Origin of the sequence: Amycolatopsis sp. NPDC089917 (assembly GCF_040684635.1) — a bacterium.
Classification (GTDB): domain Bacteria; phylum Actinomycetota; class Actinomycetes; order Mycobacteriales; family Pseudonocardiaceae; genus Amycolatopsis.
The window spans coordinates 6,635-29,739 of sequence record NZ_JBFBGL010000025.1 but is presented as its reverse complement, the minus strand read 5'-3'; the positions used below and the strand labels follow the sequence as shown (position 1 = coordinate 29,739).

General features: G+C 70.6%; 12 protein-coding genes. 9 read left to right on the top strand and 3 right to left on the bottom strand.

Annotated elements, in window-relative coordinates; all coding sequences use genetic code 11:
• Positions 1 to 6: 6 nt before the first annotated feature.
• The gene (eccCa, locus tag AB0N89_RS19570; RefSeq protein WP_364206296.1) at positions 7 to 3,969 is read right to left on the bottom strand and encodes a type VII secretion protein EccCa; all 3,963 of its coding nucleotides are present in this window, start codon (positions 3,967 to 3,969) and stop codon (positions 7 to 9) included.
• 131 nt (positions 3,970 to 4,100) lie between these two features.
• Between eccCa and AB0N89_RS19565 the strand changes: the two genes are divergently transcribed.
• From AB0N89_RS19565 to AB0N89_RS19540, 6 genes are all read left to right on the top strand, one after another.
• Positions 4,101 to 4,424: a hypothetical protein gene (locus AB0N89_RS19565; protein WP_364206293.1), complete on the top strand. Its 324-nt coding sequence runs from the start codon at positions 4,101 to 4,103 to the stop codon at positions 4,422 to 4,424.
• A 15-nt stretch (positions 4,425 to 4,439) separates the two neighbouring features.
• A complete protein-coding gene (locus AB0N89_RS19560) occupies positions 4,440 to 4,742 on the top strand; it encodes a hypothetical protein (RefSeq protein WP_364206291.1) in 303 nt (100 codons plus the stop codon).
• Between the two features lie 126 nt (positions 4,743 to 4,868).
• On the top strand, positions 4,869 to 5,237 hold the full coding sequence (locus tag AB0N89_RS19555) for a YbaB/EbfC family nucleoid-associated protein (protein WP_364206288.1): 369 nt from the start codon (positions 4,869 to 4,871) through the stop codon (positions 5,235 to 5,237).
• A gap of 5 nt (positions 5,238 to 5,242) precedes the next feature.
• Positions 5,243 to 5,560 (top strand): hypothetical protein, encoded by a 318-nt coding sequence (locus AB0N89_RS19550; RefSeq protein ID WP_364206285.1) that lies wholly within the window; start codon positions 5,243 to 5,245, stop codon positions 5,558 to 5,560.
• Positions 5,561 to 5,575: 15 nt separating this feature from the next.
• A complete protein-coding gene (locus AB0N89_RS19545) occupies positions 5,576 to 17,353 on the top strand; it encodes a hypothetical protein (protein ID WP_364206282.1) in 11,778 nt (3,925 codons plus the stop codon).
• Positions 17,354 to 17,373: 20 nt separating this feature from the next.
• Positions 17,374 to 17,946 (top strand): hypothetical protein, encoded by a 573-nt coding sequence (locus tag AB0N89_RS19540; protein ID WP_364206279.1) that lies wholly within the window; start codon positions 17,374 to 17,376, stop codon positions 17,944 to 17,946.
• Between the two features lie 17 nt (positions 17,947 to 17,963).
• Here AB0N89_RS19540 and AB0N89_RS19535 read toward each other — a convergent pair whose 3' ends face one another.
• The gene (locus tag AB0N89_RS19535; RefSeq protein ID WP_364206276.1) at positions 17,964 to 19,217 is read right to left on the bottom strand and encodes a HAMP domain-containing sensor histidine kinase; all 1,254 of its coding nucleotides are present in this window, start codon (positions 19,215 to 19,217) and stop codon (positions 17,964 to 17,966) included.
• Entirely contained in the window at positions 19,214 to 19,879 is a 666-nt protein-coding gene (locus AB0N89_RS19530; RefSeq protein ID WP_364206273.1) for a response regulator transcription factor, read from the bottom strand. The genes AB0N89_RS19535 and AB0N89_RS19530 overlap by 4 nt, the downstream gene beginning before the upstream one ends.
• Positions 19,880 to 20,038: 159 nt before the next feature.
• On the opposite strand from AB0N89_RS19530, the gene AB0N89_RS19525 reads away from it, so the two are divergent.
• From AB0N89_RS19525 to AB0N89_RS19515, 3 genes are read left to right on the top strand one after another with little or no spacing between them, the layout of a single operon-like run.
• Positions 20,039 to 20,692: a helix-turn-helix transcriptional regulator gene (locus AB0N89_RS19525; RefSeq protein ID WP_364206271.1), complete on the top strand. Its 654-nt coding sequence runs from the start codon at positions 20,039 to 20,041 to the stop codon at positions 20,690 to 20,692.
• Positions 20,692 to 22,341 carry a right-handed parallel beta-helix repeat-containing protein gene (locus AB0N89_RS19520; RefSeq protein WP_364206268.1) on the top strand — a complete coding sequence of 550 codons (1,650 nt, stop codon included), beginning with the start codon at positions 20,692 to 20,694 and terminating at the stop codon, positions 22,339 to 22,341. Before AB0N89_RS19525 ends, AB0N89_RS19520 begins: the two co-directional genes overlap by 1 nt.
• A 9-nt stretch (positions 22,342 to 22,350) precedes the next feature.
• A complete protein-coding gene (locus AB0N89_RS19515; RefSeq protein ID WP_364206265.1) occupies positions 22,351 to 23,013 on the top strand; it encodes a response regulator transcription factor in 663 nt (220 codons plus the stop codon).
• Positions 23,014 to 23,105 lie beyond the last annotated feature (92 nt).

Here is a 23,105-nt window from a genome sequence, read left to right as displayed (position 1 = left end):
GGCCCGCTACACCCGGGGCGGGAGCCAGGCGAGCTGGACCAATCCCTTGTGGCCACGGCGATCCACCAGCCAGCCCCGGCCGGGCGGGAGCACCTGGGCGCGCATGCCACCGAGCAGCGGACCCTCGTCCCGGTCGCCGGACATCATCAGACCGGGCGTGCCGACCTCCCGGAGCCGGGAGAGGAACGGTTCGAACAGCCCGCGGCCCGCGCCCCCGGAGCGGCGGGCGAGCACCACGTGCAGGCCGATGTCCGCGCCCTGCGCCACCAGCGGCAGCAACGGCATCAGCGGATGCTTTTCGTGTGTGGCCACCATGTCGTAGTCGTCGACGAGCACGAAGATCTCCGGCCCGTGCCACCAGTTCCGTGCCCGTAGCTGGTCCGGTGTGACATCGGCGCCGGGCAGCCGTTTCGCCATCGACGCGGCGACCTCGGCCAGCAGTTCACCGCTGTGCGCGTCGTTGGTGCCGTAACCGAGCAGATAGTCCTCGCCGACCTCGCCGAGCAGCCCTCGCCGATGATCGACCAGGATGATCCGGGCCTCGCTCGGCGTGTACGCGCCCTCGATCCGGCGGGCCAGCGTGCGCAGGAACGTCGTCTTGCCGGACTGGGTGTCGGCCAGCACGAAGAAATGCGGATCGGCGGCGAAGTCCAGCCGCATCGGGGAAAGGTCCTTCTCGTGGATGCCGACCGCGAGCCCGGCTTCGGCGCCGGTCCGCTCGTCGGCCGCGGGCAGTTCTTCGAACGGGAACGTGCCCGGCAGCAGCCGGACCGGTGGCGCGGACTCGCCGGGCCAGGCGGACCGGACCGCGTCGACCAGGGCACCGATCCCGCCGATCAGGTCCTCGGCACGCGAAGACCCGTCGATCCGGGGAAGCGCCACCAGAACCTGGTGCTTGCTCATCGAAATGCCCCGGCCGGGGGCGCCCGCGGGCACCCCCATGGCGGCACGCCGGTCGATCAGCGAGTCGATCGGGTCGCCGATCTTCAGCTCCAGCCTGCTGGCGAACAGGTCCCGCACGTTCATGCGCAGGTCGAACGAGCGGGAACAGCTCACCAGCAGATGCACGCCGTAGGAAAGGCCACGCGCGGCGATGTCGCCGACCAGCTCCTCCAGCTGGTCGAACTCGGTGCGCAGGGTCTGCCAGCCGTCGACGACCAGGAACACGTCGCCGTGGGGCTGGTCGGCGAAGTGGCCCTCGGCGCGCAGCTTGCGATAGGTGACGATGCCGTCGATCCCGTGTTCGGCGAACAGCCGTTCCCGCTGCGCCAGCACGGAGGCCACCTCGGCGACGGTGCGGCGTACCGCGCCGGTGTCCAGCCGCCCGGATACCCCGGAGACGTGCGGAAGCCCGGCGATCGAGGCGAGCGTGCCGCCCCCGAAGTCGAGACAGTAGAACTGCGCCTCGCGCGGAGTGTGGGTGAGCGCGAGACTGCCGATCAGCGTGCGCAGCGTGGTGCTCTTGCCGGTCTGCGGCGCGCCGATCACCAGCACGTGCCCGGCCGCGCCGGACAGGTCGAGCCGCAGCGGATCGCGGCGCTGCTCGTAGGGCCGGTCCACGATGCCGATCACCGGACGCAGCCCGCCCGGCCGCTCGGTGGTCAGACCGCGCGCGGGATCGATGGTGAGCGCGGGCAGCAGCGCGTCCAGCGTCGGCGACTCGTCCAGCGGCGGCAGCCACACCTGATGGGCCGGTGTGCCCTGGCCCTGCAACCGGTCCACCAGGATGTCCAGCAGCGTTTCGCCGACCGCGGTGTCCTGGTCCGGTTCGGGGGTCTCGGGTTCGTCGCCGGTGTCCGGCTCGGCGGCCAGATAGTGGGTGGTGTACTCGCGCAACACCAGCTGTTCCTGCGGGGTAAGGGAAGCCGCGCGGCCGGTCTGGCGCTGGTAGACGCCGGAGACGTAGGCCGAGCGGAACCGGTCGAGCTGTTCGGTCCCCACCTTGAGGAAACCGTGGCCGGGAGCCCTCGGCAGCCGGAACGCGTCCGGCATGCCGAGCACCGTCCGGCTCTCCATCTCCGAGAACGTGCGCAGCCCGATCCGATAGGAGAGATGTCCTTCGAGGCCGCGCAGCCTGCCCTCGTCCAGTCGTTGCGACGCGAGCAGCAGATGCACCCCGAGCGATCGGCCCAACCGGCCTATTTGGACGAACATGTCGATGAAGTCCGGCTTGGCGGACAGCAGCTCGGAGAACTCGTCGCAGATCACCAGCAGGGTCGGCACCTCGGGAAGCGGGGCGCCCGCCGCACGGGCCTTCTCGTAGTCGCGCAGCGAGTCGAAGTTCCCGGCCGCGCGCAGCAGTTCCTGCCGCCGGATCAGTTCGCCGTTGATGGCGTCGGTCATCCGGTCGACGAGATGCAGTTCCTCGGCGAGGTTGGTGATCACCGCGCTGGTGTGCGGAAGCGAGTCCAGCCGGGTGAAGGTGGCGCCGCCCTTGAAGTCGACCAGCGCGAAGTTCAGCGAGCTCGGGGGATGGGTCGCGGCCAGCGCCAGCACCAGCGTCCGCAGCAGCTCGGACTTGCCGGCACCGGTCGCGCCGATCAGCAGGCCGTGCGGGCCCATGCCGTCCTGCGCGGACTCCTTGAGGTCGAGCTCGAGCGGTGCCCCGTCCGGATGGATCCCGATCTTGACCCGCAGGCGGTCCCGGTTCGGCCGGGGCGTCCAGGTGTCGGCCGGATCGAACTCGTACGGGTCGCCGAGTTCGAGCAGTTCGGCGAGGCCGAGTTCGCTGGTCATCGGCGCGTCGCCGCGCACGCCCGCGGTGAGCCGCAGCGGAGCGAGCTGCCGGGCGAGCCCTTCGGCGGCCACCGCGCCGAGCGCGTCCGCCTGGCCGAGCGGGACCTCGCCGTCGATCGTCTCGCTGACCAGCTCGCCGTCCTCGGTCACGTCCAGCACCACGGTCGTGCGATCCAACGCCCTCGGCGGCATCGTGGTCAGGTCGACCACCGTCACGCCCTCGACACCGCCGCCGGTCATCAGATGGTCCGACCCGGCCATCGAGCCGCCGTCCAGCACGACCACGAGCTGCGGACCGGAGACCCGGGTTTCCACCTCGGGATCGAACCTCGGACGCCTGGCGAGTTCCTCTTCCAGCATCGACTCCAGCGCCGGAATCGTCGGTGCGACGAGGCGAAGCGGGCCGAGGGCGTCGGTGCGTTCCGGGTGCAGCGCGTGCGGCAGCCATTTGATCCACTCCCAGTCCGCGCGCTCCTGCCCGCCGACGCACACCGCGATCCGCAGGTCGTCGGGAGAGTGGAAGGTGGCCAGCTGGGCCAGCATCGCCCGCAGCGTGCCGAGACTTCGTGTCCGGTCGCCGCGCAGGTAGATCCGGCTGAAGCCGTTGACCGCGATCCCCAGCGGCAGCCCGTCGATCGTGGTGTACGTGGTGATGAACCGGCGCAAAGCCGAGGCGGACAACGGTTCCAGCTCTTCGAGCGGTTTGGTGTCCGGCGAGACCAGGGTGACCGCCGGTGCCTGCGCGCCGGTGCCGATCCGCGCGATGCCGAAGTCCGGATCGTCCTTGCGCCGCTCCCACAGCCGGTAGCTGGCGGCCAGCGACCACAGCGACACCGGATCCGGGTGCAGGTACTCCATCGCGTCCCGCTGCCCGCGCACCGAACGCCGCAGCCGCAGCCGGTGCTGGGCCAGCTGGCGAAGATACTTGCGCCGGGCGTGCCCCATTTCCCGTTTGCTCGGGCCGCCGCTCTGCAGGAAGCCGGTGACCACCATGCCGAGCATGCCGACACCCATCAGGCCGTACACGACGAACCGGATCGATCCGTTCATGCTGCCGGACATCATCAGCATCATCCCGCCCATCATGGCCACCATCGGCACCACGGTGAGCACCTGCAGCCATTGCCGCCCGGGCGGCGGCGGGATCTCCGGGGGTGCCTGCAGGATCAGTTCGCCGGCGGGCAACTCCGGTGCGGGCCTCCTGGCCGGCCTTTTCACCACGATGGTCGTCACACCGCGATCGTGGGCCGCTCCTGGCACGTGCGGGGCGTGATGGCAGGAACGTGCCGGACCCGCTGATCGCGCCGCCGCCCTGGCTAGCTTGAGGCGTAAGGAGCTATTTCGGCGGAGAAGAGAGGAAAAGTATGAGCGACGGTCTCGTCGATATCCAATTACCGGTCGTGCAGAACCTGATCAACAAGACCGATGACAGCCTGCAGCAACAGTTCGCCGCGCACCGCGCGCACGCCGCACGCGATCTCGACGCCCTCAACAACGGGCTGGGTGGCGGGGTGCAGCGCGCCGGTGTCAGCGGGAACCAGAGCCGTGTCGACCTTTTCGGCAACCAGGTCCATCCGTTCGCCCAGCAGCTCGTCGATTCGGGGAACTCGGTCGTCAAGGTTTCGGCCGGAGCCGCGGCCGACGCCGCGCAGGCGATCATCTCCAAGGCCATCAACCCGTCCGCCTAGCAAGGAGGCTTCCCTATGTCGATGGATGATCACTACAAGACCGTGTACAGCGTCATGGACACGGCCAAGAACGACATGCACAAGATGGCCACCGGTCTCCGCCAGGCGACCGAGGACGACCTGAGCAACATGCGCAACGTCATGGGGTGCTCGTGGAACGGGCGCAACAGCGAGGAAATGGGCATCAAGTACGCGGAGGTCTGCAAGAACACCGGTTCCTACGCGGACGACGCGCACGCCACCGCGGGGTCGTACGGCAACGTCATGAACATCGCGCAGACGTGCGAGACGCAGGTCAGCAACATCATCGGGATCTAGCGGGTGCGCGAAGGAAACCCCGGCGGGCCGACACCCGCCGGGGTTTCCTTTTGGCCGGAACAGGCCAGCCGCGCCCCGCGCCCCCGCGTCCGCGTGAGACTTGTCCTACGTGCCAAGGGAGGAACTGTGGAGCCATCGCTGAAACCGGACCTGTACGCGGACTACGAGCAGCTGGCCGAAGATGTGCGGCTCATGCAGCGGCGCATGGCCGGGATCCGGGCCACCGCCGAATCCGGCGACGGGTTGATCAGCGCGACCGTCGGCGGTGCCGGTGAACTTCTCGAACTGTCGCTCGACCCGCGCATCTACCGCACGGCCGACTCGGCCGCCTTGGCCAAGGACATCACCGACACCATCCACGAGGCGGCCGGGTTGTCGGCCGAACAAGGACTGGCCATCGCGGCGGGATTCCTGCCACCCGGGATGGACGCCGACGCGGCGGATCTCCGGTTCGACCCGGTGCTGCGCCGCCTGGAACGGGGCGACGGCCGATGAGCGGAATGGACAGGGACAAAGACGGCAAGATCGACATCTTCTTCGTGCCGACCCGTCAGGAGCTGGCGAACCTGAAGGCCGCGGGCGCCGACTTCGAGACCGAGTGGGCGAAGTGCCGCAAGGCCATCGAGGACATCACGCCGCTGCTGGGTTTCGGGAAGCTGGGGGAGGCGTTCCAGGACTGCGCGGACAACACGCCCGATCTCGTCAAGAGCACGAACGGGGTCAAGGACAACTTCGTCAACTTGGCCGGCAACGCGGAGAAGGGCGTCAAGATCTACGAGAGCGCGCAGACCGAGGCGACCGACCAGCTCGGTTCCTGAGCGGGTTCGCGGACTATGGCCGACTTGTGGAGCATGACGGTCGCCGCGTGGGAGTGGATGGGCGGCGTCGTCGACGACATCTGGCCGCCGGACAACCCGCACGCTGCCGACGACCTCGGGGACGCGTGGGACAGGGCCGCGACGTTGCTGGAAGCCGCGATCACCAAGTCTTCGACGGTCCACGACCGGCTTCGCGAAACCTGGCCTGACCCGAACGGCGCCTTCGTCCAGGCGCGCATCAGGGAGGCCAACGACGGAGAGTACGGCGGCGGCGGATCCGGCCACCGGGATCTCGTCGTGAGCATGCGGAAGATGGCGACCTTCTGCCACAACTACGCGGATCAGATCGAGCGTGTGCGCAACCAGATCTGGTCGGAGATCATCCACGCCAGCGTGGAATTCGCCCTCATGGCCGCGATTCCCGGCGGCCCCTGGATGTTCGCCGCCCGCATGGCGAAGCGGATCGCCGAGATGGTGAAGATCGCCAAGACCATCGCCGAGGCGGCGAACAAGCTCGGGAAGTTCGGCAAGCTGGTCACGGTCGTCGCACGCGAGGCGGGCGACGAAGTCATCACCAACGGTTTCGAGCAGGGCCTGAACATCTGGCAGGGCAACCAGGACGGGTTCAGCTGGAAGGAAAGCGCCACCAACGCGCTCGGCGGTGCCATCGGCGCCCCGGTCAGCGGCATCGTCGGCGCGCCGTTGAAGGGCGCGGGCGCCCTCGCCAGGAAAGTCCCGGGTGCCAAGAACGTGCTGGACAGCGGCCTCGGCAAACACGCGACCACGGCGGTCAGCTCGGCGAGCACGAACGCGGTGTCGTCGCCGATCTCCAGCTACGCCGCGCAGAGCATCATGGACGGGAACGGGGTTCCCACCGATCTCGCCGGGTATGGGCAGTCCATCAAGGACAACTGGCTGACCTCCGCCGCGATCGGCCCGATCCGGGGGAACACGCACCTCGCCGGTGAGCAGGTGATGGAAGCCAGGCTGCGCGCCTCGGAGTCGCGTATGGACCCGGGGAAGACGGACATGGAGACGTCGTTCCAGGGCCCGCCCCCGAACGACCCGCCGGGTGAGGTGAAAGCGCCGGAGTCGGCCGCCGCCGGCGCGGCGCAGGGCGGCAGCGCGGCCTCGGTGGAGCAGCGCGACCCCGGTGCCGCGGCGGGGCAGGGCGAGTCCGGGACCGGCAGGCCCGGTGGCACCACCGCGGACCAGGGCGGAGCGCAGGGTGTCGACGGTGGCGGCCGCGACGGTTCCAGCACCATGTCCACCGTGGACAGTCCGGCCGCCGGTGCGCGCTCGCACGCCGGGGTGGGTTCGACGCCGGGGCAGGCCACGGTCGGTGCCGGGGCGTCGCAGACGGGGCAGAGCTCGGTACCGCAGGCCACCACCGTCGGGGCGCCTGCCGCGACCGCGGTGTCCGCTCCCGGTGTCACGCCGTCGGCGACCGTCACCTCGGCCACCCAGGCTCCGGTCCAGACCACTTCGGTGGCGCCGGCCACCCCGTCGACGGGCTCGGCGCAGGCGGGCACTTCGACCGCGACCACTTCGGCCCCCGCCGCCGCACCCCAGGCCGGCTCGCAACCCGGCGCGGCGCAACCGGCTTCGGCGCAGTCTCAGGCCACGTCCGCCCAGTCCGCTTCGGCGCAGCAGCAGGGTTCGACGCCGGTGAGCCCGAACCAGGGCGCCGCGGCGAAGTCCGCCAAGGCCGAGCCGGAAGCCGATCGCGCGGAGACCGCTCCGGAGCCGGACGACGACGGCCCGAATCCGCCCGAGTCCGAAACCCGGGAGCAGGAGGAAGTCGCGGAATCCACCGTGGACGATTCGGCCGGGGAACCCGGTGGGCGTCCCGGGAACGAGAGCGGCCAGGTCCTGGCCGCCGCCGCGCCGGCCGCCGCGGTCCAGCAGGAGCAGCGGCCCCGGCGACCGGCTCCGGCCCGCCCCGCCGCACCGGGGCAGGTGCCCGCCCACACGACGACGCGCCGGGCCGCGGAGTCGCGGCGCACCCAAGGCGAACCGCCCGCCGAACCGCCCCGGCGGCCACCCGGCCCGCCGCCCGGCACCGGCGAGTCGCCGGACGTCCCGGACGGCGTGCCGTCGCGGCTCGCCGCCGTGTGGGACCTGTTGCCGTCCACCGCGCGGCAGGCGATCACCGAGCTGCTGAGCTCGGTCGATCCGGACGCGCTGGCCGATCAGGCGCACGAGTTCGCGGCGCGCCTTTCGCCGGGCAGGATGGACCGTTCGCTGGGCGAGATCCTCGCCGAGATGTCGGCTTCCGCGCGGCGGGACCTGGGCGGGCGGCTGGCCGCCGAGGCGACGGTGCACCGGTCGTGGGGCGCCTTTCCGGCCGCGAGGGAAGCGATGTCCGAGCTGCTCGGCCGCGTGCACCCGGCGGAAGCCGCGGCCACCCTGGCCCGCCTCGCGTCACTGCTCGCCAGACCACCAGAACTGGCCGAGGCATGGGACGCGTTGTCGCCGCCGGCGCGGGAAGCGGTCGCGGGCCTCGCGGCCAAGATGAATCCGGACAAGCTGGTGAAGCGGCTGACCGATCTCGCCGGGAGGGTTTCCCCCGGGCCGAAGGGGCGTTCGCTCGGTGAGCGCGTCTCCGCGATGAGTGCCGACCAGCTCGCCGCGTTCGCCGAACAGGTGACGGCCGTGGCCGACCGGATCCCGGCGAGGAAGGCGGGCGAAGAGGCGGCGACTCCGGCGGACCTGGCCAGGGCGAACCGGGGCAAGGGCCTTCTGCTCGAAGCCGCGGAAATCCAGGCCAAGCTGGAAGAGCTCGCCGCGCTCGGCGTGGACGTTCGCGTCGCGGAGGAGGGGCTGCGGGAAGAGCTGGGCAAGGCGCGACGGGTGCTGGACGGCAACACCCAGGTCCCGAAGACCGCGCTCGATTCCAACTACGAGAACGTCCGCGCGAAGTACGCCGCGGCCGACGTCGCGCTGGCGCTGGCCGAACTGGACGAGTCGCTGCTGGTCCGGATCGGGTTGTCCGGACTGCGGATCACCGGCCTGGAGGTGCCGGTGGACGAGAGCGGGCGGGCCGGTACGGAGGCCAGGAACAACGACGGGACCGACATCGACATTCGCGGCGAGCTCGGGGACGGCACCGAGGTCCGCTTCGAGGTCAAGGACCGGACCGCGCTGTTCGAGACCGACCTCGAACAGACCGCGAGACAACGGGAACTGGCGGGGCCCGGCCCGAAGGTCGTCCTGGTCGCCACCAACCGGGTCGACCCCGGATTCGCGGAGAAGGCCGTGGAGAAGGGCGCCGACCGGGTCATCCAGTACGACGGTTTCCAGGTGTTCATCGAGGTCGCGGCGAAGGGAACGGAGGGCGAGCCGACTCCGCCGACCCCACCCGCGCCGCCACCGGACCGGACACCCCCGGGGACCGGGCAAGGACCGCCCGCGCCGGAACCGCCGTCGGCCGCGGCGCAACGGTTCTACCATCCGGAGAACCCGGAGCGGGAGAAACATCCGACGCCGAGCGCCGATGTCACGGACGCCGAGCTGGCGTCGAGCAGGCACAGTGAGCGTGCGCTGCGTGCGCTGATCGGCAAGTCGCGGCTGGCCTGGAACGACCTCCGGTTGCTGCTGCTCGAACACGGCCTGCTGCCCGCCGACTCACGGCCGTTGCGCCTTCGCGACGTGGAACGCGTCCTCGACGGCGCGCGGGTCCGGTCGCGGATCGCCCCCGCGTTGCGAGCCGCGTTCGACAACGCGATCCAGGAGTTCGAGCGGCTGGCCCGTGGCGAGACACCCACGATGAATTCGGAGTCGTCGCGGAACCGGGCCTGGCGGATCCGGAAGGAGATCCGCGACGGCACGATGACTCCCGGCAGGCGCGAGCGCTTTCTCCGGGAGATCTTCGCGGACGACGTTCTCGCCCGGCAGCAGGAGATCCTCGGCGAGCACTTCGGCCGGTACCGGTTCAGCGCCGGGGTGCCGTTCGGCCTCGACGGGCGCGGGGAGAACGGTGACGGACGTTCCCACTACGCCGGTTCCGCGGTCCCGGACCTCACCCTCGAACTGCATCCGGCCGTCGATCCGCGAACGCCGGGATCGCCGGTGGTGGTGCAGGGCTACCACCTGGGCGCGGGCACCGAACCGTCCGCTTCGGACGTACACCGCGAGGACACTTTCACCCGCGCGCTGTTCGAACCGGAGATCCTGACCCCCACCTCGGCTCTGCCGCCGATCGAAACGCGGCCCGGCCGCACCGGACGCGACCGCTGGTCCGCCCTCGGGCGGATCACCTTCACCGGCCTGCACCTGCGCAAGGGCCTGGCGCTGATCGACGCGCTGATCGAGGCGGACCGCGCCTCGCGGCCCCAGCGGCAGGCCCTGAGGCACGCGCTGGAGCGGTACGCCAGGGCCGCGGCGCGCCTCGACGAACGACTTCCTGACGTCAAATGGCTCGTCCAGCGGGGAATCGAGCTCACCGGCACCGGTCAGGACCAGCTGATCGACGCGGTGGCGTCGGCCTACGGGATGTCCTCGGCGATGGTCGCCGCACTGGTGACCGATCCGTCGCTGCGCTCGCGCGTGCCGCGAGACCTGATGCCGTCGATTCAGGAGCTGGACGACTTCTCCGAGGTCCTGAGCAAGGCGCGAACACACCACGAAGAGCTGCTGAGGCAGACCGAAGACACGGCGAGGGAACTGGAGTTCGCGGAGCGCGAATGGCTGCGGGCCAGGGACGCCACGCTGGACGAGATGACGCGGATCGGCGACGAGGCGGTCGCGAACGGGCTGCCGGAATGGGCACGTCGCAGGGCCGCTGCCGGATTCGTCGCCGAGCTCGGGTCGGTGGCCACCCGGGCGCGGGTCGGCCCGGAGGACGATCCGGCGGTACCGGAACCGGCGCGCCCCCGCGGCTGGAGCGTCCGGGACCTCGCGGGGATCCGCGCCACGCTCGCCGCCGCGACACGGGCGGTGGAGGAGTCCCGGTACGCGGCGGAAGTCGCCTACCACGCGGCGATGGCCGAACTGCGGTCGGCACGGGAGGACGTCCGCGCGCTGACCGGATGGGTGCCGCATCTGCTCGCCGCGGGGGACCGGACCGACGTCGCCGAGGCGCTGGGCCTGCCGGTCGGCAACGCGGCCGCGCATCGGCTGCTGCCCGGCGCCGAGTCCGGTCCTCCGCTGGAGGGAACCACCGCGGACGTGCGGGCCGAAGTGGCCGCGCGCCAGGACCGGCTGGAGCGGGCGACCGAACGGATGCGGCTGGCCGACGCCGCTCGTACCGAGGCGCACGCCGAGTACGTCCGGGCGCTGGTTCCGGCGATCGAACGGGCGGCGGGCCGGGGTCTGTCCACTGTGGAGATCGCCAGGATCGCCAAACTGCTCGACAGCGAGGTCGCCGGCATCACCCGGCGGGCGGAGAATCCGCCGTCGAACCGGAAGCCGGTGGTGGACAGGTACGTCGACGCACGCGGCTGGCTGATCGGAGTGGGTGACCGGGTCACGGGCCGCGAGGCCCTCGCCCCGAGCCGCGGCGCCCGGTTCGCCGCGCTCGATCCGGACAGCCCGGACTACGCGGCGAAAGCGAGGGAACTCGGCGTCGACGAGGAACTCGCGAACCGGCTCGGCAAACCCCGCCCGGTCCACTTCTTCCACGACGTCCACATGCACCCCAAGGGGTACGACGCGGGCAGGCTCGACTATCGGGACCTGGTGAAGTGGCTGATCGCCCAGGGACTGCCGAACATCCTGGTGGCGTCGCCGATCCCGCAGAGCGGACTCGGCGTGATCGGTGGCTCCAGCGGTTCCTTCTACTACGCCCTCACCAACGTGGTCCGGATGACCACCGTCTTCGGCAAGAAGATGCTGGGCCTGCACGGCCAGCTCTCCGACCTGCGCTTCTTTTCCGCGCGCGACCGCATGACGGAAGAGCAGAAGTCGCACTGGTTCCCCGGCGTTTCCGGGGCGAGAGTGGACGTCCCCGGGGTCGGCGGCTACCTGATGGCGATGGCGATCCTGTTCGGCGACGCGGCCCGCTACCTCGCCGAGACCACTTTCGTGAAGGAAATGGTCCAGTCGATGCTGGGGCGGCAGGCGAGCGAGGTGATCAACCCCGAGTGGATCGACTACTTCGGAAAGCTGATCGCCGCGGCGGAACTCGTCCGGGAATCGATCCACCAGGGACGGATCGCGCCGGAGTTCTTCGCCACATACCTGGCCGACGGTTCGCCGATGGCCGAGCTGTTCCCGGTGGACGGCGGCCCGAGCGCCCTGACCGAGATGGACTTCTACGACTCTCTCCTCGCGAACGCCGGGCGGATCAAGGCCTTGCTGAAAGCGGCCGGACTGCGCGCCGAACTCCGGAGCATGCCGGACGCCCCGCCGGAGATGTACAACGCGAACACCGTCGAACTGCTGGAGACCATCGCCGCCACCGGGCAGGTGCTGATCCTGCACGACGACATGGGGCTGGCCAGGTTGCGCGGCAACGGGATGTACGTGGCGAGCCCGTCGGACGGGCGCAATCTCGGGCCGATGGCCTATCTCCTCCAGCAGGAGCGCCTCGCCGGCGTGAGGGTGATCTGGGCGCATCTCGGCATCGGGCACTGGACCACGCTCACCGTCGACCACATCGAGCGGTTGCAATGGCTGCTCGACACCACGAACACCGCCATGGACATCTCCTGGAACGTCCTCGCGCAGCACGCGAAAGCGGCCCCCGAGGTCCGGGAGGCGTTGATCCGGTTCCTGATCGTGAACCAGGATCGGCTCATCTTCGGCACCGACACGGTCAATCCCCAACCTGGTGCGCACTATGTCCGCCACCGCAACGAGATGGACCCGCTGTTCGCCGAGGCCGCGCGCAGGCCGGGTGGAGCGGAAGCGGTCGCGAAGATCCTGCACGGCAACTTCGCCCGGCTGCACGACGAGGCGGGCCGGCGGGTCACCGCGTTCGTGTTCAACGAGATCCTGTCCGGAGCGTGGGACGGGTTCGTCGAGTCGTTCGGCCCGCACTGGCAGCGCAAGGTGGACGAATGGGTCGAGGCGAGGATCGCCGAGGGCTGGGTCGCGGATCCCGCCTATCAGCCGCGCGGCCCGTTGTCCGGGCTGGACCTCACGGACGGGCAACGGGCGAAAGACCAGCCGTGGCTGGCGAATCCGCAGTTGCGGACGATGAAGCTCTGGTACACGGCCGCCGATCCGGGACGCGACGCGAACGCCAATCCGCTGCGACTGCAGGCGGCCGCGGCGAGGATCTCCGCCACCGAAACCGCGGCAGGGGTCAGATCCGCCTTCGGGACGCTGAAGCGGCGCTGGGCCGAACGCGGTGGACTGCGACCGGTGAGCGGTACCGACGCGCTGCTCGGTCACCCGGTCACCACCCAGGCGCTGCTGGCGGGCGAGCGCATCAGGGCAGCGCTGGCCGCGGGGGAGATCTCCCGTGCGCGACTGGCCATGACTCCCGGACGGCTCGCCACGCTGCCGTTGGCGCCCGCCGAACGGGACGCCATGCTCGCGTCGCTGATCGAGAGCGTGGAGAGGACCGAGCGAAAGCAGCTCGCGGCGCGGGAGGAGATCGCCGGTCTGCGATCGGCCTGGCTCGGGCGCGACCTGAGGGGCTGGGCGGTGGCTGGCGCCGCCGCGGCGACCGTGTTCGGGGTCGGCGCGACGATGGGCGTTCCCTTCGCGCTGTCGGCGGGGGTGAGCGTCGTCGCGGGCAACGCGGCCTTCGTCGTCCGCGGGATGCTCAACATCGCGAAGACCGGGCATGCCCAGAGCAACCGGGTGAGCCTGGAAGGGATGCTCGAACGCGGCAGGCTCGACCAGCGATCGGCCGAGGCACTCGCCAGGACGATCCGCGACTACCTCGAGTACGACGTCAGCCCGCTCGGCTTGTTCGACGACATCCTGGAGGAGGTGCGGGGCGAGGTCGAGGTGAGGACCAGGCGGTTCCTGATCAACCTGCAGGCCATCATCCACACCCCATTGGCGATCGGGGAACGTCCGTCCCAGCGGCAGGAAGACGTGAGCCTCGAGGTTTCGCGCTATCTGAACGAGGTCGGCAGGCCGTACGGCGCCGCCCCCGAGTCGATCACCAAGATGAACCCGCACGCGGGCAGGCTCGGCAAGGTGATGGCCTCCGGCCTCGCCGCCACCTTCCTGGTCAACCTGCCGGTGCACGTCGCCCAGGCGACCAGCCTGACCGGGCTGGCGGCGGCGGTCGCGGGGACCTACGCCGTCGCGGACGGGCTGTTCCTTTTCACCGCGCTGTCCAACGCCATCGGGGGGATCGCCGGCTACGACAACGCGCTCCGGCCGCTGTATCGCAGGATTCAGAACGCACTCGCGTTCCCGGTGCTGACCGTGGCCAACGGCATGCTGGTCGCGCTCGAGGCGAGCCAGGGGGAGTGGCTGAAGGCGCTCGCCGCGACGACCCTGACCGGCGCCACCTTCTACATCTCCAAACTCGGTACGGAGCTGGAGCTCCGGCTCGGTCGCCAGGCCGCCCGCAAGGGCCCGGCAGCCCTCTGGGTCACCGCGTCCTCGTTGGTCGGACTGGGCATGATGGGCCTGTCCTCGGCGCCACTGGTCGCCGCTGCGGGTACCGCGCTCGCCGTGTCCGGCCCGGTGATCTACGTCGTGCGCGCCGCCTGGAACCGGGCGTACGACGCGTACCAGGCGCGGACTCCCTCGGGACTCGTGTACACGTCGAACATCCCTGTGCTCGGTGTCGGCGCGGCCGTCGATCTGAGCCTTCCGCAGGCACCGAAGCTCATCGAGCCGTCACAGCCGGACAACGACCCCGACGACCCCGGCACGCCGGATGAAGATCCCGGTGGTGCGCCGTCGCCGGGGCCGACGCCGCCGACGCCACCCCGTCCCGCCGGTCCGTCGAACCTTCCGGATCCCGGGACGGATCCGCCGGGGCCGAGCGGCGGGACGGCCATTCCGCGCACGATGCCGCCGGGCGACGGCCCCGCCGGCCTGCCGGCCTCGGATTCGTTGCCGTCGCAGGAGAATCCCGATCCCGTGGGGGTGCACGCCGACGCGAGGCACGCGCTGGGGCGCGCCGTACCCGACGCCGGTATGCGAGCGGTCGAGCGCTCCGCGGACGGCCGCCGCCACGAAGTGGACACGATCGCCGCGGCTCGCGAGCAGTTCGCGCGGCTGCACAAGGATCCCGCCGCGCCGAAAGGCATCGACGACGTGATCAACCCCGGGCCGTCCGCACCGGGCGATCCGGGGAGAAACGGCGTTCCGCCGGGCGGACGGCGTTGGCAGGTGTACCGCGATCTCGCGGCGCTGACCCGCGGGACGATTCCGCCCGGCGCCGAACCGGCGTGGCATCGGCACACCCGGGGGATCGTGACGGCGGCGACGAACATCGTCACCGGCCCGCCGTCGCCTCCTTCCGGTCTGACGCGCTGGGTGTCGTTGATCGAGACGGCGTACGGCATGGCGCACAACGCGCGACAGCTCTCGGCCGGGGCCACCTACGATCCCGAGCTGGTGCGGTGGGCACAGGAACATCCAGACGCCCTGAAGTACTTCCGGATGCCCGAGCTCTCGCCGCTGGCGAGGACGAGCGAGGTCAACGCCCTGCCCGCGATCCACGCGGGGGTGGTGACCCCGGCCGAGCAGGCGTGGCAGATCGAGAACCATCACTCGCTGCTGCCCTGGGTCAACCCGAACTTCACTCGTCCCGACGCCTACGCGGAAGGCTGGCAGACCAACGGGCCGCAGGCCGTCGTCGGCTATTTCCACGGGATGCTCGGCGAGGAGATGCGGGTCGAGCCGGTCCGGCCCGAGGATGCCTCACGAGTGGACGGAGAGGCGTACGTCGCGGAGCGACTCCACGGGGTCTGGGAAGCCCACGACAGCTATGACAGCGTCATCGACGAGATCCACGGCGCGTGGTGGTCCGCGGCGAGTCCCTCTCCGTTGCCGCCGACCGCGGCGCTGCATCTGACCTGGTCGCGGTCCGGACCGATCGTGGAGAAGTGGGGACTGGTGCGGTGGACCGAGGGCGGGGTCGTGTTCCTGTCCCCGGTGCCCGGAACCTTGATGCTGCTGCCGGAGAACCCGCTCTCGATATCCCTGTTGCCGATCACCTACGGCGAGGCGGCGGAGATCCGCCCGGTCGGGCCGCCGACGGTGCCCGAGGCGTCCGTGCGTCCCGCCGATCCCGGGCAGGTCGCGTGGGCACTGGGCGAACTGGACGCCGGCCTGCTGGCCGGGCTGGGGCTGCCCGGCCTGGTCGTCGAAGGCGTCGACGCCGACCGTCCCGCCGTCCTGCACGGCACTCTGGCCGACGGGACAGTGGTACGAATCGCCGTGGTGGACGGCGGATCGCCCGGTTTCGACGCCCTTTCCGGCCGGATCATCAGGGACCGGGCGGTGGCCCCGCCCGGTACGAAACTGGTGTACCTGTTCGCCGCGACGCCCGCCGCGCACCTGGCCGAAGGGATGGTCGGGGTCGGCGCGGACGTGGTGCTGCGCCAGGCGGGTTCCACGGGCTTCGAAGTGGTCGCGGCCCGGAACCCCGCCCCGGCACCCGATCTGTTCAGCCGCCGGGCCGCGCGAAGCAACCAGGACATCGTCGACAGTGGCGAGGGCCTTCCGCGTACACAGGAGACCGTCGCCCGCGCAGCCGAAGCCGCCGGGATCGATCTCGGCGGCGTCCGAGTCCAGCTGGTCGAGTCACCCGAGGTGATCGAGTACCTCGACGAAGTGGGCGCCTGCGCGTCCACCCCGCCGGAGTCGGCGGGCGAGACCATTTGGCTGGGCCCGGCCAGTTTCGCCGACGTCGAGACCCTGGTGGCGGTGCTCGCACACGAAATGACGCACGTGCGCCAGCTTCGAGCCGGGAGCACACCGACCGAGCGGACACGCGAGAGTCTCGAACAAGAGGCGGAAGCCGCCGAAGGGCCCGCCTTGGAAAGGTTCCGGAATCATGACGAGCACGCTGTTCGAGGTGGAGAAGACCTTCGACCTGCCGGGCAGGGACGGGATCCTGGTGATCGGCCGGTTGCGGCAAGGCACGCTGGAGGGCGATTCGAACCTCCGGCACCGGACGACGGGCGCAGGGGTCCGGGTCCTCGGCCTGGAGTTCACCGGCCCGAACCAGCGGGGGACCGACCGCCGGACGATCCGGATCGACCGGCGGGACGCGGAGCAGGTGACCCCGGGATCGATCCTGACGGGCCGTCCCCCGATTTCCTGAACCTGCCGCCGACGACCTTTCACCCGCTCCCGTCCCGTAGCGACGCGGTGATCGAGCCGGAGCCGGAGCCCGCGGAACCCGAGGCCGACCGGATCCCGATCGAGGAGGTTCCCGGCCCGCTGCACCGGGACGAGCCGTTGCCGTCGTCGGAACTGCGAACGTCCTTCCGGGGCGAGGACGATCCGAACGATCCGAACCGGGCCTTCGCCCCCGAGGTCGTCGAGTACTTTTCACCCGAGCGCAGGGAGGAGCACCGGGTTTTCGTGCGGGACGGCAAGCTCTATTGGGCACGGGACGGCTCGCCGCTGGACACGTCCTCCGTCACGGGGCCGTTCGGCAAGTCGATCTTCGCCATGGATCCGGACGGGAACCTGTACGTGTCGCTGACCTGGGTGTCGGGCCGGCTGCACCATTCCAGTTTCCTCGCCGGGGCGCCGGTCGCCGTGGCGGGCCACATCGAGGCGGTGAACGGGAGGCTGACCAAGCTGACCCGCGAGAGCGGGCACTATCAGCCGGAGAAGGAGCAGCTGGCGACCGGGCTGGACATCCTTGCCGGGCAAGGCGTGGACGTCTCCGGGGTGGACACCGGTCTCTGTTTCTAGACGGAAGGGAAACCAGGAAAGTGCAGTTCCCGTGGCGCGGATACGTCAACCAGCTCACCTACGCGGCAGATCTGCGGCACCGGGCGGACGACGAGTTCGTCGAGCGGGTCGCGGACGAGCTGATTCGCCAACGGTTCTTCACGCTCCCCGTGGCGGACTACCACCGGGCGGCCACGGCGGCCCTCGGATCCGCGGAACGGATAGCCGACGAGCAGGGTGACGAGGACGTCACGCGCGATTTCCTCGCTCGGCTCGTGCGGGCCCTCGACGACCGCGGGCCGTGGCCCGAACCGCCCTACTCGACCAGCGGCACCGGCGAGTGGACCACCTTGCGGGACGCACCCGCGGTCGCGCGCGTCCCGCTGACCGACCGGCAGATCGAAGCCTCGCTGAACCGCGTCTTCGCCGAGGAGCCGCCGGGTGCCGGCGACGTGCGGGTGCTGATCCTTCGACTGAGCACCGGGCAACAGGTCGCCTTGCGTGCTTCGCGTCCCTTCGACGAGCCCGGTGTCGACCTGCTGACCTACGACGATTCAGTGTCCACTGTGGCCGCGTTCGGCGAACTGACCGGTATCGACGTGGAACCCGGCTGAGGCGCCGCGGTTCCCGGTCAGGACGCGCTGACCGGGAACCGCAGTTCGAAGATCGCGCCGCCCTCGTCGGCGTTGTAGACCGCCAGGGTGCCGCCGTGCGACTGGGCGACCCAGCGCACGATCGACAGCCCGAGCCCGGAAGAGCCGCCGGTGCTGGCGAACCGGTCGAAGGCGTCGTCGGCCATCGTGGTGTCGATACCCGGCCCGTGGTCCGCGACGGTCACGGTGCCACCGGCGACGGTCAGGTGCACGAACGCCTTCGCGCCCGGCTGGCGGCCGTAGCGCACGGCGTTGTCGAGAAGGTTGCCGATCGCGCGTTGCAGCAGCGCGGGATCGCCGTTGACCTTCGTGGGCGCGGCGGTGACGGTGACTTCGGCGCCTTCGGTCGCGGTGTCCTCGACCACGCCCACCACCAGCTGGTCGAGCCAGATCGGCTGGATGCTCAGCTGTTCCACGCCCGCGGCGAGCCGGGCGCGGACGAGCAGGTCGTCGATGATCCCGCCCATTCTCGAGGCGAGACGGACGGTTCTCGGCAGGAGTTCCGCCGACTGGGCGGGATTCGCCATCGCGGTTTCGGCGAGCGCGCGCAGGGCGGCGACCGGGGTGCGGAGGTCGTGCGCGGTTTCGGCGAGCAGGACTTCCTGCTGCTGCAAGGCCGCGGCCGCGGGGCGGATCGAACGGCCGGACAGCAGATGGCCCGCGAAACCCAGGACCGCGACCAGCAGCACGGTGCCGCCGACCACCAGCAGAGTGAAGCGCGTGTGCGCCGAGTCCTCGGCTTCGGTGGGCTGCACCGCGACGACGGCCGCGAACGCCTTGCCGTCGCGGTCGCGCAGCGGTTCGGCGCGGACCTTGACCATCGCGCCGTCGGCGCCCCTCTGATAGCCCTGCACCAGCTTGCCGCCTCGCACCGCTTCGGTGGCGAGGTCGTTCATCAGCTGCGTGCTCGTCGGGACGCAGGTCGCCCGTGAGAAATGCGGCTGGAACGCGGGAGCGCCGCCGGGCAGGATCGCGAACTGCGGGCAGCGGTCGTTCAGCACGTCGGTGTTGACCAGATCGAAGCCGACGGTGCCGTCGAAGGAGACCAGCCTGCTGACCGACGACGTGACCTGCGTCAGGGCGGCGTCGATTCGTTGCTCGCCCTGGTCACCGTCTTCGTTCACGAGCAGCCACGCGAAGAGGACCAGCCCGGCGGTGTTCATCACGGTGAACAGGGCGGTCAGCGTCCAGCGCAGCCTGCGCAGCCGCTCGGCCGAGGAATGGGTGTTCATCGGCTGCCCAGCCGGTAGCCGAGCCCGCGGACGGCGTGGATCAGTTCGGGTTCCTTCAGCTTGCGGCGCAACCGCTTCACCACCACATCGACCACATTGGACATCGGATCGGCCTGCGCGTCCCAGCAGTGCTCGATCAGATCGGCCCGCTGCACCGGCAGCCCGGCCCTGGTCAGCAGGTATTCGAGCACCGCGTACTCCTTGTTGGTCAAGGTGAGCAGCACGCCCGCCCGGCGCACCTCGCGCCGCGCGCAGTCCATCACCAGATCGTCGTGGTGCAGCACCGAGGGCCGGTCGAACGCGGACCGGCGGCACAGGTTGGCCACCCGCTCGGTCAGCTCGGCCATCACGAACGGCTTCACGAGGTAGTCGTCGCCGCCGTGCTCGAACCCGGCCACCCGGTCGGAGAGCGCGTCGCGGGCGGTGAGGAACAGCACCGGCGCCCGCCAGCCCAGCTGTCGTCGCATGTGGACGTATTCGATGGCGTCGCCGTCCGGCAGCATCCGGTCGAACACCACGCAGTCGTGGTGCGTTCCGCGCAGCAGCCTGTCCGCGGTCGTGATGTCTCCCGCGTCGTCCACGGCGAACCCCGCCGAGCGCAGCTGTGTGACCAGCGCGAGCCGCAGATTCTCGTCGTCTTCGACGACCATCACCCGTGTCATCAAAACCTCATGTTCGGACAGCGAAAGTGGACGCGTGCAGTTCCGCGGTGCCCCTGAACGCTAACGCGTCGGGTGGCCCCGCCCGCCCGGACGGCGGGAACTGGCATGAACAGGACGTCGTCGGCGGCACCGCGCCGGGGGAAGAGGGAGGTACCTGCGATGACCGTGCAGACCGGCCAGCTCAGCCTGGTCACGGGATCGGGCCCGGGCGGCGACCGGGCGGGCCTCGGCGAGCTGCTCGCCGAGGCGACCGGCGAAGTGCTCGTCATGAGCACGGGGACGGACACCGCGTTCCAGCGGATCGCGCTCGCGAACGTGCGTCCCGGCGTACGCCACAAGGTGCTCTTCCCCGATTCCGCGCGGATGTCCGGCGCGCTCAACCGGCTTTCGCGGGCCGGGGCCGAGGTGCGGACCGACGCCGAGGTCCCGATGGACGCGCTGGTGATCGACCGGACCTCGGTCGTCCTCCCGGCGGACGGCAGGCAGGCCGGTTCCGCGGTGTTCCGGCTTCCCGGCGTGGTCACCGCGACGGTCGGGCTGTTCGAGCGCATCTGGCAGGCCGCCGCCCCGCTCGTCCCGCTGGAGCTCCCGGATGACGGGAACGCTTCGATCCTGACCTGCCGTGAGCAGGAGCTGCTGACGCTGCTCTTCTCCGGCACGACCGACGAATCCGCCGCCGCGCGGCTCGGCGTCTCGGTGCGCACGGTGCGCCGGATGGTCGCCGACATCATGAACCGGCTCGGCGCCCGCAGCCGGTTCCAGGCCGGCGCCAAGGCCGTCGACCGCGGCTGGCTGATGGCGAAGGCGGGCTGATGACCACCTCGACTCCCGGTCGTGTCCTGCTGGTGGCACGACGGCCCGGCGCGTATCCGACCATCGGCGACGCTTTGGCGGAGGCGTCCGACAACGCCGTGATCACCATCGAGGGTGGTGACTACGCGGAAACCGTGGAACTGAGCGGCCTGCGGGTGACCCTGGCCGCGGCGGGCGGCGCCACCGTCGTCGTCGACGGCAGGGGAGCCGACCGGCCCGTTTTCCGCGCCATCGGCGGAACGCTCGTCCTCGAAGGGATCGAGATCCTGGCGGACGGCGCGTCCGCGATCCAGTCCCACGACACGGAACTGACCGTCCGGCGCTGCACCGTCACCGGCGGGCGCGGACCGGCGATCGCGATCCGCGGCACGACGGCGTTCACCGTGACCGGCAGCGTGATCTCGGCGGCGGAGCAGGGGATCCTCGTCGACGGCTCGCCCGGCAGGATCGAGGACACCACCGTCGAAGACGTGACAGGGGACGGGATCACCCTCGGGCAGGGCGCCGATCCGGTCGTGGCCGGCTGCACGGTGACCGGAAGCGGGCTGCGCGGCGTCTACGTCTACCAGTACGCCCGGCCGCGCATCGAAGGCTGCGTGATCTCGCGCACCGGTCACGAAGGGATCGCGGTGGCGCACCACGGGATGCCGGTGATCGAACGCTGCACGATCACCGACACCCGCGGTCCGGGGATCGCGTTCGCGTCCGGCTGCGGAGGTGAGGTCTCCGGCTGCCGGGTCGCCAACACCGCGGAACCCGGGATCGCGATCGCCGAAGGAGCGACGCCGACGGTCAGCGAAGCCGTGGATCCCGGCACCGTGGGGGACAGCGCCCTGGACGACATGCTCGCCGAACTCGACGCGATGATCGGACTTCCCGAGGTCAAGGAAGAGGTCCGGGCGCTGGTCGACGAGTTGCAGGTCAACGAATGGCGCCGCCGGGCCGGGCTGCCGGTCGGCGCCGCCGGGCACCATCTGATCTTCGCGGGCGCGCCCGGAACCGGGAAGACGACGGTCGCGCGGATCTACGGGAAACTGCTGAAGGCGCTGGGAGTCCTGCCGGTCGGCGAATTCCACGAGGTGACCCGCCGCGAGCTCGTCGGGCAGTACATCGGCCACACCGCGGAGAAGACCGCGACCGTTTTCGAGGAGGCCAAAGGCGGCGTCCTGTTCATCGACGAGGCGTACACGCTCACCCGGCTCGCCGGTTCGGGCGGCGACTTCGGCCAGGAGGCGATCGACACCCTGGTCCCGTTGATGGAGGACCATCGCGACGAGGTGGCGGTGATCGTGGCCGGGTACACCGACGAGATGGTCGACTTCCTCGCGGCCAACCCCGGTCTCGCGTCCCGCTTCGGCAAGACGATCGAGTTCGAGAACTACAGTCCCGCCGAACTGCTCGCCATCTTCGGCCGGATGGCGGCCGCGGGGGACTACGAACTCGATCCCGCCGCCGGCCCGGTGCTCACGGAACACTTCCGGCGCGTTTCCGGGGACGCCAACTTCGGCAACGCGCGGGACGCGCGCCTGCTGTTCGAGAAGGCGCGCACCGCTCAGTCACAACGTTTGCGCCTGTTGGGCCGGATGCCCGCGGTCGAAGACCTGCGCGGGTTGCACGCGGCCGACGTGGAGGCCGCCATCGCACGATAACGTGTTTATGTGCGGGTGCTGGTGACCGAGGACGACGAAAACTTGCGGGTGGCGCTGGAATTCGCCCTGCGCGGCGACGGTTTCGCGGTGGACACCGCCGCCGACCTGCCCGGCGCGGACGAGGCGCTGACGGTGAACGCCTACGACTGCGCGGTGTTCGACCGGATGCTGCCTTCGGGCGACGCGTTGCTTTACGTGCGGAACCGGCGCAGCGCGGGATGGCCGATGCCGGTGCTGTTCCTGACCGCACGCGACAGCGTCGCCGACCGGATCGACGGGCTGCGCGTCGGCGGCGGCGACTACCTGGTCAAACCGTTCGCGATGCCGGAACTGATCGCCAGGGTGCGCAGCCTGTGCCGCCGCGACATGGCCGGGCAGGCGGTGATCCTGCGGTGCGCCGACGTCGAACTCGACACCGGCAGGCACCAGATCTCGCGGGCGGGCGTGCTGCTCACCGTGACCCGCAAGGAGTATCTCGTCATGGAGCGGCTGATGGCCGCGTCCGGGCGGCCGGTCTCGCGACGGGAACTGATCCGCTACGCGTGGGACGAGATGGCGGATCCGGCGTCGAACGTGCTGGACGTCGTGATCGCGCGGCTGCGGCGGAAGCTGAAGGATCCGCCGCTGATCCACACCGTGAGGGGATCGGGCTACCGGATGGCGCAGGTTTAGCGGCCAAGGCGGCGATACCGGCGTCGGTCCAGTGGGTCGTGAGCCGACGCCGCGCGCCGCCTGCAGCCACGTCTGCTCGGGGATGGGGAGCG

Bases quoted from the DNA above. Each gene is read 5' to 3' on its own strand.
- AB0N89_RS19545 (WP_364206282.1), top strand. From the start codon at position 5,576: ATGGCCGACTTGTGGAGCATGACGGTCGCCGCGTGGGAGTGGATGGGC.
- AB0N89_RS19565 (WP_364206293.1), top strand. From the start codon at position 4,101: ATGAGCGACGGTCTCGTCGATATCCAATTACCGGTCGTGCAGAACCTG.
- AB0N89_RS19520 (WP_364206268.1), top strand. From the start codon at position 20,692: ATGACCACCTCGACTCCCGGTCGTGTCCTGCTGGTGGCACGACGGCCC.
- AB0N89_RS19535 (WP_364206276.1), bottom strand. From the start codon at position 19,217: ATGAACACCCATTCCTCGGCCGAGCGGCTGCGCAGGCTGCGCTGGACG.
- AB0N89_RS19560 (WP_364206291.1), top strand. From the start codon at position 4,440: ATGTCGATGGATGATCACTACAAGACCGTGTACAGCGTCATGGACACG.
- AB0N89_RS19525 (WP_364206271.1), top strand. From the start codon at position 20,039: ATGACCGTGCAGACCGGCCAGCTCAGCCTGGTCACGGGATCGGGCCCG.
- AB0N89_RS19550 (WP_364206285.1), top strand. From the start codon at position 5,243: ATGGACAGGGACAAAGACGGCAAGATCGACATCTTCTTCGTGCCGACC.
- AB0N89_RS19530 (WP_364206273.1), bottom strand. From the start codon at position 19,879: ATGACACGGGTGATGGTCGTCGAAGACGACGAGAATCTGCGGCTCGCG.